Origin of the sequence: Cupriavidus sp. 2TAF22 (assembly GCF_052115045.1) — a bacterium.
Lineage (GTDB): Bacteria > Pseudomonadota > Gammaproteobacteria > Burkholderiales > Burkholderiaceae > Cupriavidus.
On record NZ_JBFRFX010000064.1, the window covers coordinates 18,992 to 30,384 of the forward strand.

The window sequence follows — 11,393 nt, forward strand, 5'->3', positions numbered from 1 at the left end:
TAGGGACAGGCCGGTATTAGGTAATACCGGTCAGACGATCCGTTATTCTTCGAATGAACGGCGCAGCAAACACCACCACGGGCAACATCGCAGCCCAGGACAGCAGCCACAATCTAGCCCAGTGCATCATGAAATTCCCGGTTTCCCAAAACGGAAAACTTGCAATGCAGGCGGTAATACCGGTCGTCAGGCAAGATTGGACGATTCCGTAGATAAAGTGACCGTGGCGTTTTGCAGCTCTTGACATTGTATTGAATAATGCGACGGTTCAAGCTATTTTCAAAAAAAGCCCGGATACTTAACGTAATATCCGAGCTTCCTTCAGGTAAGCTTCATTTAACTTATTTCGATTTCTGTAGGTAGCATGTTGTGAATAATTAATGGCATAATTCGGATGATGACAGCAATCAATTGGCCTTCAACTGCCGATGCGGATCAATAACGAATTTCTTCGGTGCCCCCGCGTCGAACTCAGCATACGCCTTTGGCGCATCGTCCAACGAAATCAATTGCACGCCAACAATATCGGCAATCTTGATGCGATCCCAAAGAATTGCTTGCATCAATGCGCGGTTATATTTCATGACCGGTGTTTGGCCCGTAAAAAAACTGTGCGATTTCGCCCAACCGAGACCCAAACGAATCGATAAAGAACCCTTCTTGGCTGCCGTATCGGCAGCACCAGGATCATCTGTAACATATAAGCCGGGAATGCCGATCTTGCCGGCAGCGCGCGTCACTTCCATTAAAGAGTTGAGCACGGTAGCCGGCGCTTCGTGTTGCGCACCTTCATGCCCGTGACCGCGTGCTTCAAAACCTACCGCATCGATTGCGGAGTCAACCTCAGATGTACCAAGTATCTGTGCGATCTGATCTACCAACAGCACATCCTGCGACAAGTCGACCGTCTGAAATCCTACTTTACGCGCATGCACCAATCGGGCTGGGTTTACATCTCCGACGATGACTACAGCAGCGCCAAGCAACTGCGCCGATGCCGCTGCGGCAAGCCCGACCGGCCCCGCGCCCGCAACATACACCGTGCTTCCAGGCCGAACACCAGCCGTCACGGCGCCGTGAAATCCCGTCGGTAAAATATCCGACAAACACGTCAAATCACGGATTTTTTCCAGCGCCACCTCCCTGTTCGGAAATTTCAGCAGATTGAAGTCTGCATAGGGCACCATCACATATTCAGCCTGACCGCCGACCCATCCGCCCATATCGACATAGCCATAGGCTCCGCCGGCGCGGGAAGGATTTACTGTCAAGCACACGCCGGTATCCTGCTCCTTACAGGTACGACAGCGACCGCAAGCCACATTGAACGGTACCGACACGATATCGCCCACCTTAAGGGTTTCGACATCGCGGCCCATTTCGATCACTTCACCGGTGATTTCATGGCCGAGAATGAGGCCAGCCGGTGCGGTGGTGCGACCGCGCACCATGTGCTGGTCCGAGCCACAGATGTTGGTCGAAAGTGTTTTGAGAATGACGCCGTGTCCGATGGGGCGGCCGCGTGGATCAACCAACTTTGGAAATGGAATACCTTTAACTTCGACTACGCCCTGCTTGATGAATGCAACACCGCGGTTTTCCACCATGAAATTATCCTTTTTTATATTTATTTAAATATTAAGAATAGACGAAATATTAAATAATCACCGCATTATGCAATTATACGTTCAGCGTCGAGCTGCGATAGGCTGTATCCAGAGTCAATGTTCCACCGCTAATTCTCGACACACAAGCGCACATTTTTTTGCTGTCTGCTTTTTCGGACGGATTCAAAAATACATCACGATGATCCACGGGTGCATCGCTTTCCAGTATATTGACTACGCATAATCCGCACTCGCCACGCTTGCAGTCCGACATCACCTCCATTCCTTCCGCTTCGAGCGCTGCGAGTAACGTCTGGTGCGCGGCAACCTCAATTGTCTTGCCGAACCGCGGAAGTACGACGGTGAACGGGCGAGTCGGATAATGTCCGCTGGAGGCGAATGTTTCGTAGCGCAACGCACCCATCGATTTTCCGCTTTCTTTCCAAATTCGGCCGACTGTCTCAAGCATGGCGATCGGCCCGCAGATGTACAGTTCACCATCACCCGTCACGCTGTCGACAATTTTCTTCAAATCGAGTGGTCCTGTTTCCTCGGCCACGGATAATTCCAGGCGGTCGCCCAGCCAACTTCGTAGCAGGTTCACCAGCGCCGCTTCCGTATGGTTTCGTACGCCGTAGAATAGCCGTACGGGCTTATCACTATTTCTCAAGGCATATGCCATGCTGATCAACGGTGTGATCCCGACACCGCCGGCGACCAGCGTATAAGAGGGCGCATAGCGGCTCAACTCGAAATGATTATGTGGCTGCGATATTTCGAGCGCATCGCCGACTTTCAGGCCCCACATGTAGCGCGAGCCACCCAACCCTTCTTCCATTAGCTTAACCGCGATGCGATATATTTTTTTGTTATCGCCAATATCGATCAACGAGTAGGTCCGAATTTCGGTTCGCTCCTCCACTTTCACCCTTACTCTCAAATGAGAACCAGGCGTCCAGATGTTGAAATGGTTGCCAGCAGCAATTTCTATCATTCGAATGCTCGGGCTGACGTTCTCAATGCGTTCAATAGAGACTATTGCCCAGTCGTCTCGAAATTTCATGATTTAAATTTTTACGGGTTGATTTTTTCTAATTCACGGAATTAATTCATCTAACGCGTGCGTCGCCTTAGTTCGCTACGCGAATCGGAATAACGTCAGAAGGAAGCGTGGTGCTATTTTCAGCTTGAATCATCCGATCTATGAATCGCCGCGCCCATAATGCTCCGGCATCGATATTTAGATTGTAAAATTCGCGCTCCGGGTGGTCCAAAATCGCTTGTTGCTGCGCCTCGACGATAATCTCATCTTCGCGGAACACGCTACGCACGCCCTGACGGAATTGCTGCGTGATGCTTTGTTCGCTAATACGATAATTGCGGCAGAAAGCCCAAATGTAATGCGACGTGGTATCTGTTTCCGGCGTGATCGTATTCAGTACATAACCATTAACGCCCTGCGAGCGATCGCCTTCGCGTGCACCTGTTCCTACGGGCGCGACGCCAACATCGATCGTGACCGTACAAGGTGCTTCGAAGCGGATAATCTGCCAGCGATCGACCTTGCCGGTCCAGCCGTTATGTTTGCGCAATTGCACGGCCCAAAACGGCGGCGCATCGACATTGTGCATCCAGCGCGATACGGTGACGAATTTATCGTCGTAAGTCACCTCGAATGGGGATTCGGCTTGTTCGCTCTGATGCAGGCTAGTGACGTGAACGAAAGTCTCGTGCGTCAAATCCATCAGGTTATCAACTACCAGACGGTAATCGCACTTGGCGTGAATGGTCTCGCCGTCGCCGGCCCAAGCAGGATCGTCATTCCAGTGAAAATCGGGAATCGTCGCCGGATCGGCCTTCGATGCATCGCCGAGCCAGAGCCAGATCAGGCGATGTTTTTCCACCACTGGATAGGATCTGACGCAGGCCGAGGGGTTCAGTGTTTCCTGCGATGGCATTTCAATGCATCGGCCGCTGGCGTTAAATACCAGCCCATGATAACCACAAACTACTGTATCGCCTTCGAGGCGGCCCCTCGACAGTGGAAGCAGACGGTGCCAGCAGGCGTCTTCCAGTGCCACTGGGGTGCCGTCGGTTTGTCGATACAGGACCACTTTTTTATTACAGATAGTGCGCGCCAGAAGTGTGCGCTTGACGTCCACATCGTATGCCGCCGCATACCACGCATTCATGGGAAAATTGGGTGTATTTGACGGTGAATTCATTCGCGTCTCCTGTAGATAATGTTGATTATCGTCCGATTTTTTGATTGTCGCCACGCGTCTTAATGGCGACAATTTTCCGATATAAATGACGGTCACGACCGTTCTAAATAACAAATATCGAGCGCAAGGCGAAACGCCGGGTTCTCAATCTTTTGAAAATAGCCAAAAAATGAATTGCTATTTCTGCATGTTTAAATATCCGGGAATCTTTGGAATATTGCCGCGCCCTGGTACATCAGCTATGACACTGCCGGTTCACGTCGGTTACGGGAGTCCGGAACACTTGCGTGAGCGATGGCGACTGCTATTGCGGCACCGGCCATGGGCAGAACGAAAGCGATGTATAGGTTGGCAACGGACCATCCTCCGTCCAACAACGCGCCCACTGCAAGAGGTGAAAGTACCGCTCCAATTCGGCCGGCACCTGCCGCGAGACCGACGCCAGTCGTCCGGATTCCGGTCGGATAGATTGTCAACGACAAGGCATACATGCCTGCTACGGATGCGGTGAGCACGGCGCCAAGCAGAATGCTGACTGCCATCACCACGTTGAGAGAGGTGGTGTGGGTGCCGAAGGCGAACATAAACGCGCCACCGGCTACCAGGCTGGCGATGAGAAGAGGACGCAAGCTAAATCTGGCGGATAGCAAACTAAATAGCACTGATCCTGCAATGCCCCCAAGATTGAGCAACACGCCACCGGTAACGCCTTGTTCGGCTGACATGCCGGCTTGCACTAGCAGCTTTGGCGTCCAACTGGCGACGAAGTAAAAACTTCCCAGGACAAAGAAGAAAGCGGCCCACAATGCCAGCGTCCGATGAAGCAGCGGTGCCCTCATGAGCGCGGCACCACCATCGAATGGCTTAGCGGCCTCAGTCACGTTGGTCAGCTCGGGAAGCGTGTCAATCGGGGAGCGCTTCATTCTGACAAGTGTCCGATTGATTGTTCGAAGCGCGTGGGCAGGACGCTTGGTGAGGAGGTAGTCGAGAGACTCGGGTAGCACGGCGAGCACCATTGGGATGGCCAGAAGCGTAGCTACGCCGCCGAACGCGAAGACGCTGCGCCATCCCCAGATCGACATCAGGTAAGCGGCAATGACACCGCCTACGGTAGCCCCCACGGCATAACCGGTGGACTGAAAACTAATTGAAGCGCTGCGCCATCTGTTCGACGCGTATTCCCCACCAATTACCACGATGCTGGCCACCATGCCTCCAATTCCAAGCCCCGTGTAAGCGCGCGCTGCGGCAAGCTGCAGGACGCTTTGCGTGACCGAGCTCACAAGCATCCCGCTCCCGATGATGCACAGACAACACAGGATGACCTTGCGGCGGCCGATCCGATCGCCAATCGGAGCGATCAAGACTGATCCGACGCCTATGCCGACCAGTCCCGCGCTGAGAAGCAAGCCAAGCTCCTTGCCACTCAGTCCCCACCCGGCGGCGAGTTGGGGCGCAGTAAACGCCATCGCCAGTACGTCAAATCCGTCGAGCATGTTCAAGATGATGCACGCGATGACGGCCACTGTCTGAAGCGTGCTCATGGGCGACTCATCGATTATCTTCCGAATATCTGTACTCACTCCGCTATCCTCCTGAAGGTTAATATTGCCAGCTGATCTGGCTGATTTGCACTTAGCAAGTGCGGCAGCAGCTCTTATTGACGTTCCCTCGTCTTCTCAGAGGAGGAGACTCAGCACATATAGACGATACGAACGGGCGACTTCGCATATGCGATTGCGGCTGGCTGCTGCAATGCTGGCGATCTTTTGTGGTCAAGCCCGTAGCTACTCGTTCCGTGCCATAGCGTAGTGAAGGGTCATTGTGTGGTTATAGGCGCCGAAAGTGGCCTCGGATTGGGAACCTGTCATCACTTCCGGTTTCCTAATCTGAAGCCGTATTCGGCGTCGTCGACCGTTACACAAAGATGTGGTGACTGCGGCCATCGTTTTTTTCCTGAATGTTGTGGACGAGCGGATTAGCCCTGCGTTGGCCGACAACCCGGCCTGCTCACGCCCGATAGCTGGCCACACTCTGCGATTGGTATGGACCTCCACAATCGACGAAGCGCGGCCGCGTCGCAATATCGCGAAGGAAAAGACCGTGATTCGGAAATCGAATGATCCAGCTACAAGCCAATTTCGATGGGGAAAGTGGGCACGCGAAAGCGACGCGATATAGCGGTGCGCGCCGCAAATAGTGTTCATCACATTTGTCTGCGCAATGAACGCCGACCTACTCTTTGTCTATCGCAACCGCAAGTGGGGTTCGCATGCTGGGGCTACTCTGAATAAGGTGGGTGAACCGAGTCACGTAGACTGATCAGGAGCGTGTTCGAGCGGAAAGTGGCACCGTGAAGAGAATTCGCCATCACGTACCCTCGCTGGGGTGTGCTGGCGAGGCGCCCCTTTCGCCCTTTACGGGCGGACTGCTCCCATCAGATGCCCTCGACTCAGGTAACGATTGACCAGCGCTAGCGCCGTGAAGGAACGGCCGGCATACTTCTTCAGGCCGCGGTAGCTGACTTTGCAGCAGCTTCCAAGCGGCGGGATTGCTGCGCGACTCGCTTGCTCACTGATGTCGGACGATTGGCACAGCGCCTGACATAGCAGCGGACCAGAGCTTCATTGCACGCCGCCGACAAATTTCGGTGAGTGCCCATCTTGTAAAGGATTTCGACCTTGTTGAATATTTCCCTTTCTGATGGATTGAGGCTCGCAACGGGAGCGACGGGACTGTCCAAAGCCATTGGTGTTCGTGCAGTCCGAGTTGACGCGGGCCCATTTTGCCGCTGATACCTATGCCGAACGCTACGGCAAGTCGCTTGCGTTGTATTCTGAGGCCGGCATCTTGCGGGTCAACGCCAAAGACGCGGTGCGCGCGGTGAAGCTGAGAATAGAGAATCAACGCAGGCGCGAACGGCGTGCCGCCAGGTCGCTGAGTTGTCCGGCAAATAGCCTGCGCAGGGGGAGAGCGGCGAGCCTATGGCCGTCGAGGCAGCGCTCGAGCGGGCATTGATCGCTCGCTTTGGCACCGTGAACCGTGTGCCGAGACCGCTCCTGCGCAGTATCTTCCGCTCAGCGCAACGATCGAAACGCAGATCTTAGTTCTGCACTGAACAGCTCAGGCTCTTCCCATGCCGCAAAGTGACCGCCTTTGTCGACGCGGTTGTAGTAGATCAGGTTTGGATACGCTCGTGCCAGCCACTGCTTCGGCGGCCGGTAGACCTCCCCAGGGAAAACGGTTACTGCCACTGGAACGGTGATGGGGGCATTGTTTGCCGGGGCGACACTGGTTTCCCAGTATATCCGTCCGCTCGATGCACCCGTATTTGTGAGCCAGTAGAGGGATATGTTGTCAAGGATCGCGTCACGGCCTAGTGCCCGTTCCGGATCGCCACGCGAGAATACCCAGTCGGCCTGCTTGTCATAGATCCACGCTGCCAGCCCCGCCGGCGAATCGGCTAGGCCATAGCCGATGGTTTGCGGTCGCGTTTGCATGATGGCCGCGTAACCGAATCCCTTGTTGAGGAAATCCCTCGTCTCGTCGAACACCTGCCTTTCTTCGGAGGTCAGGCTTGCCGGCGCAGGGTCCCCGCTTTTTAGCGCCATAGCGATCGCCGGTGGCAACGTCGTGGCGCGCTCGATGCGGTTGACGTGGACGCCAAGCAGCCCTTCAGGTGCCAGACGGCCAAGAGCGTCGGAGATGATTGCGCCCCAGTCGCCTCCCTGCGAAACGTAGTGCGCGTATCCGAGCCGCTTCAGCAGAACGTCCCAAATTCGTGCGATGCGGCCTGGATTCCAGCCGGTGTCCGTGGGCTTCTGTGAAAAGCCGAAGCCGGGAATCGACGGAATCACAAGGTGGAACGCATCGCCCGCGCTGCCACCGTGCGCTGTGGGATCCGTCAGCGGACCAATGACGTTGAGCAACTCGAACACCGATCCTGGCCAGCCGTGTGTCATGATGAGCGGCAGCGCATTCTCATGGCGCGAGCGGACATGGATGAAATGAATGTCCAGGCCATCGATGCTTGTCAGGAACTGAGGCCAGGCATTGAGTTTTGCCTCGGCCTTTCGCCAGTCATAGCTCGTTGCCCAATAACGCATGAGCGGCTGAAGTTTTTCAAGCTGCACGCCCTGGGATCGATCGCCGATTGTTTCGTGATCGGGCCAGCGCATAGCGGCTAGGCGGCGGCGCAGATCGATGAGGGCCACTTGCGGGACGTGCGCGCGGAATGGGCGGATCGCATCTGACGCCACGCTATGCCCGGATTCTGCCTGCGCAGCGGTAACCAGGGTTGGGTAAAGCGTGGAGAGCGTTGCCGCCGCCACGCCGCCTAATAGAAGTGTTCGGCGCGACAGATTGGGAGCTTGACTGGATCCTTGCGTGTTCATGGGAATGCCTCCTTTAATGCGCTGCGGCTGATCCAGGTGGTTTGGCCGGCACTACCAGAGGCGCGCTCTTTTTGACGATGTAAGTTGCCAGTTCGGAGGCCTTGCCGCTGCCGACATTCCGCGCCGAATGGGCACTCCCGGCCGGAATGAACAGCGCGTCGCCGGCCTTCAGTGTGACAGGCGGCTTGTCGTCGAGTTGGTATTCCAGCGTACCTTGCAGAACATAGGCGAGTTCTTCCCCAGGGTGCGAATGTTTTGGTGCGAATGCGCCGGGGTCAAAGTCAACGCGTACCTGTACGCCCTCACGATCGGGCACGCTGAGGTCGCGCTGGACGAGATCGGTGCGGTGGACTCCAGGCGTTTGCGCTTGAGCCGTTGGTAAAAGGAAGCCACTGATAGCGATAAGCAGGGCCGAGGCGAAGAGTCGGGTCATTTTCATTGGCAGGTTTCCGTGATGAACGACGGATGGGATTCACGGGAAGGTCCGTGGCACGCATCGGCGAGAATCGACCAATGCGCGCGAAACAGGAGAGGGTTTCTTATCTTATGTGTCGTGCGGAATTCGACCGTCCTCAGACGATTCTGATTTCGACATCAATATTCCCGCGCGTGGCCTTGGAGTATGGGCAGAGCTGGTGTGCGGTATTTGCGACAGACTGGGCGACCTGGCGGTCAAGGCCCGGCAGGCTGACGTTGAGCCGCGCCGCCAGAAAGTAGGCGTCTCCGGTCAGGCCGAGATCCACTTCAGCCTCAACGGCCGCGTCGGCCGGAAGCGCGACCTTGGCCGCCCGTGCCGCTTTGGCGATTGCACCTAGGAAGCAAGCCGACCAACCGGCGCCCAGAAGCTGCTCCGGATTGGTACCGCTGCCGTCGCTGCCGGGTCCTGAAAGGTCGACGACCAGACGGTCGTCGGAACTGCGGGAATTGCCGTTGCGACCGCCGATAGTGCGGGTCTTGCCGGTGTAAATCACTTTGTCGATTTGATTGATCATCTCGGGATGTTCCAGGTTAAGGGTTGTTTGCCACGCGGAGTTCAGCGTCGTCAGGGGCGGCGCCTACGTGCCACGCGGAATGAGGGCGGCTGCGCGGGCCCGCTCGCGATGCGGGCTCACCGGAATGAGGCGCGAATTTCTTCTACGGTTTGCTGCGGGTCCTGCAGATGCGGGTAGTGCCCAATCCCGTGAAGAAGGCTGAACGGTGCATGGGCCTTCCCGGCGAACTCGATGCCCATTTCTTTCTTGATGTAGATGTCTTTTTCACCCCAAACCACCTTCACGGGCGTCTTGAGCCGGACCAGGTTTGACTCGAAATACTCCTGGTCCCGCGTGAAGTGTGAGTAGTAGTAGTAGAAAGCGTCCGCTGAGGTGATCTCCCCGTGGCCCCATCCGCGCGACATGTCGTCCTTGAGTTCGTCGGATAAGTCGAACTGCACTTCTCTGGGCAAGCCGCGCCTGTAGGCGTTCTGGAGAACATCCTCGCGATTTGCATTCAACTGAACACGAGCCCGCTCGGCGGAAGGTTGCGACTTCAGGATCTGCAGGCTCTCATACATGTATTGAGGTCTGTCGAACGGGGCGAAGTCGCCCACGATAATCGTCCTGGCAATGTCCGGTTCTTCGAGCGCCAGCAGAAGGGCCGGCAAGGCTCCGATATCCGTTGCGTAGATTGTGAGTTTTGACGTGTCGATGCCTGCCTTGCGGATGTAAGCCTTCAGGAGACGGGCATAGTCTCTCGGTGCATAGGAAAACTTGTCGGCCGTCGGTCGCGACGATAAACCGTAGCCGGGCCAATCGATGGCGTGTACTTCGTAGTCGTCGCCAAGAGCCAGGGCAATGTCCTTCCAGGCGTACAGGGTCTCCGGGAATCCATGCAGGAAAAGAACGGTTCCTTTCGGGCCAGAGTTGTGCACGACCATCCTTCTTAGCGAGATGTCCTTGTCGATATCGATGAATCCGATCTCGGCTTTCTGTACCTGCCTGTGGGAATCGTGGGCGCATCCCGACGCAATCAAAGCGCCAAGAACGAGCACGAAGGTAAGCATCCGCTGTGGGAATGGCTTGGACATGTCAGTGATCCTCGATGCGGGCCTGTCGGCTTAGTAAATCAAGCGATCGACCTGCGTTTGCAGACGCGGACCGAACAGGAGGATGGTAGGAATGACGATCACATAGCCGATGCCCCAGGAACGCAGCCACGTCAGGGCAAATCCTTCTGAGAAGCCGAGATTGAGAGCAAGGAGGACGAAGGAAATGATCCCGGTCGTCACAATTCCCATCGACAGGGCGAATACGACTTTCCGTTTCAGTTCGACGCGCATGGTTACTTCCCCTGGCAGATAAAATACCGAATGGTATATTTTTGGTCGAAAAAATCACGCCAGGTCGACGATGGTTTTTTCCACCGCCGACATCACGACCTTGCTGTAGCCGGCGTTGCCGGTGAGGCGAGAGATCATGATGGCGCCCTCAATCAAGGCAATCAGCGTGACGGCAGTCTGCTCGGCGTCGACGCCATTCCGGAACTCCTGCGAGGCAATCCCTGCCTTGATGACCGTGATAAGGTTCGCCTTCCAGCCCCGGAACGCCTCCATGGCCTTCTCGCGCAGGGCTGGGTGAGTGTCGTCGGCTTCAATGGCTGTGTTGAGCAGCGGGCATCCCCCCTCCGGGAAATCCTCAGGCAGGTTTTCGTACACGCCTGTCAATGCCAGCAGCTTCTCCTTGCTGGTTTCTCGCGTGGCCATGATGGCCCTGACTGCTTCCTGCGCCTGCTTCCAGTTGTGATCGAAAGCGGCAAGTGCTACCTCTTCCTTGTTGGCAAAGTTGCCGTAAACACTCCCCTTCGTCAGCCCGGTGGCCTCCGCCATGTCGGCCAGGGACGTACCCGCATAGCCCTTGACGTTGAAGAGCGGTGCTGTCTTCTCGACGATGAACTGACGGGTTCGCTGAGCTTTATTCATGGAGGCAAGAATATACCAATCGGTATTTTTGTCAAGGGCACCCGTGGATCCGATTGAGGTGATCTCTCCAGCTCCCGTGAACTACCGGAGGTCATAATGGGGCGGAAAGTGCACCCGTCGCAATGCGCCAGATGCGCGGTCCGCTTTCGTGGACGCTATTGCCGCTGGCATCCACGGCGACGACGACGGGCAGGTTCTCCACATCGAACTC

Annotated in this window: 11 protein-coding genes and 1 pseudogene; all 12 read right to left on the reverse strand. The window is 55.9% G+C overall.

Features of this window, described 5'->3' with window-relative positions; all coding sequences use genetic code 11:
- Window positions 1–16: 16 nt before the first annotated feature.
- Window positions 17–247 carry a DUF2798 domain-containing protein gene (locus AB4Z48_RS37610; RefSeq protein ID WP_441623518.1) on the reverse strand — a complete coding sequence of 77 codons (231 nt, stop codon included), beginning with the start codon at window positions 245–247 and terminating at the stop codon, window positions 17–19.
- 160 nt (window positions 248–407) lie between these two features.
- Window positions 408–1,607, reverse strand: a complete 1,200-nt coding sequence (gene fdhA, locus AB4Z48_RS37615) for a formaldehyde dehydrogenase, glutathione-independent (protein WP_441623520.1) — start codon at window positions 1,605–1,607, stop codon at window positions 408–410.
- A gap of 73 nt (window positions 1,608–1,680) precedes the next feature.
- Entirely contained in the window at window positions 1,681–2,670 is a 990-nt protein-coding gene (locus AB4Z48_RS37620; protein WP_441623522.1) for a PDR/VanB family oxidoreductase, read from the reverse strand.
- A 67-nt stretch (window positions 2,671–2,737) separates the two neighbouring features.
- Window positions 2,738–3,832, reverse strand: coding sequence for an aromatic ring-hydroxylating dioxygenase subunit alpha (locus AB4Z48_RS37625; protein ID WP_441623524.1), 1,095 nt, complete (start codon window positions 3,830–3,832; stop codon window positions 2,738–2,740).
- 239 nt (window positions 3,833–4,071) lie between these two features.
- A complete protein-coding gene (locus tag AB4Z48_RS37630; RefSeq protein ID WP_441623526.1) occupies window positions 4,072–5,415 on the reverse strand; it encodes an MFS transporter in 1,344 nt (447 codons plus the stop codon).
- An 834-nt stretch (window positions 5,416–6,249) separates the two neighbouring features.
- Window positions 6,250–6,360 (reverse strand): annotated as a pseudogene (locus tag AB4Z48_RS37635) (IS5/IS1182 family transposase); the annotation flags it as partial.
- 549 nt (window positions 6,361–6,909) lie between these two features.
- Window positions 6,910–8,226, reverse strand: a complete 1,317-nt coding sequence (locus AB4Z48_RS37640; RefSeq protein WP_441623528.1) for an epoxide hydrolase family protein — start codon at window positions 8,224–8,226, stop codon at window positions 6,910–6,912.
- A gap of 13 nt (window positions 8,227–8,239) precedes the next feature.
- Window positions 8,240–8,665, reverse strand: coding sequence for a cupin domain-containing protein (locus tag AB4Z48_RS37645; RefSeq protein WP_441623530.1), 426 nt, complete (start codon window positions 8,663–8,665; stop codon window positions 8,240–8,242).
- A gap of 133 nt (window positions 8,666–8,798) precedes the next feature.
- Entirely contained in the window at window positions 8,799–9,215 is a 417-nt protein-coding gene (locus tag AB4Z48_RS37650; protein WP_441623540.1) for an Ohr family peroxiredoxin, read from the reverse strand.
- Window positions 9,216–9,334: 119 nt separating this feature from the next.
- Window positions 9,335–10,291: an alpha/beta fold hydrolase gene (locus AB4Z48_RS37655; protein WP_441623532.1), complete on the reverse strand. Its 957-nt coding sequence runs from the start codon at window positions 10,289–10,291 to the stop codon at window positions 9,335–9,337.
- A gap of 30 nt (window positions 10,292–10,321) precedes the next feature.
- Window positions 10,322–10,543: a DUF2798 domain-containing protein gene (locus AB4Z48_RS37660; RefSeq protein ID WP_441623534.1), complete on the reverse strand. Its 222-nt coding sequence runs from the start codon at window positions 10,541–10,543 to the stop codon at window positions 10,322–10,324.
- A gap of 54 nt (window positions 10,544–10,597) precedes the next feature.
- The gene (locus tag AB4Z48_RS37665) at window positions 10,598–11,182 is read right to left on the reverse strand and encodes a TetR/AcrR family transcriptional regulator (RefSeq protein ID WP_441623536.1); all 585 of its coding nucleotides are present in this window, start codon (window positions 11,180–11,182) and stop codon (window positions 10,598–10,600) included.
- Between the last annotated feature and the right edge of the window lie 211 nt (window positions 11,183–11,393).

What these genes read in the sequence shown, in the direction of transcription:
- AB4Z48_RS37655 (WP_441623532.1), bottom strand. Translation starts at nt 10,291, where the DNA reads ATGTCCAAGCCATTCCCACAGCGGATGCTTACCTTCGTGCTCGTTCTT.
- AB4Z48_RS37665 (WP_441623536.1), bottom strand. Translation starts at nt 11,182, where the DNA reads ATGAATAAAGCTCAGCGAACCCGTCAGTTCATCGTCGAGAAGACAGCA.
- AB4Z48_RS37625 (WP_441623524.1), bottom strand. Translation starts at nt 3,832, where the DNA reads ATGAATTCACCGTCAAATACACCCAATTTTCCCATGAATGCGTGGTAT.
- AB4Z48_RS37645 (WP_441623530.1), bottom strand. Translation starts at nt 8,665, where the DNA reads ATGAAAATGACCCGACTCTTCGCCTCGGCCCTGCTTATCGCTATCAGT.
- fdhA (WP_441623520.1), bottom strand. Translation starts at nt 1,607, where the DNA reads ATGGTGGAAAACCGCGGTGTTGCATTCATCAAGCAGGGCGTAGTCGAA.
- AB4Z48_RS37610 (WP_441623518.1), bottom strand. Translation starts at nt 247, where the DNA reads ATGTCAAGAGCTGCAAAACGCCACGGTCACTTTATCTACGGAATCGTC.
- AB4Z48_RS37660 (WP_441623534.1), bottom strand. Translation starts at nt 10,543, where the DNA reads ATGCGCGTCGAACTGAAACGGAAAGTCGTATTCGCCCTGTCGATGGGA.
- AB4Z48_RS37620 (WP_441623522.1), bottom strand. Translation starts at nt 2,670, where the DNA reads ATGAAATTTCGAGACGACTGGGCAATAGTCTCTATTGAACGCATTGAG.
- AB4Z48_RS37640 (WP_441623528.1), bottom strand. Translation starts at nt 8,226, where the DNA reads ATGAACACGCAAGGATCCAGTCAAGCTCCCAATCTGTCGCGCCGAACA.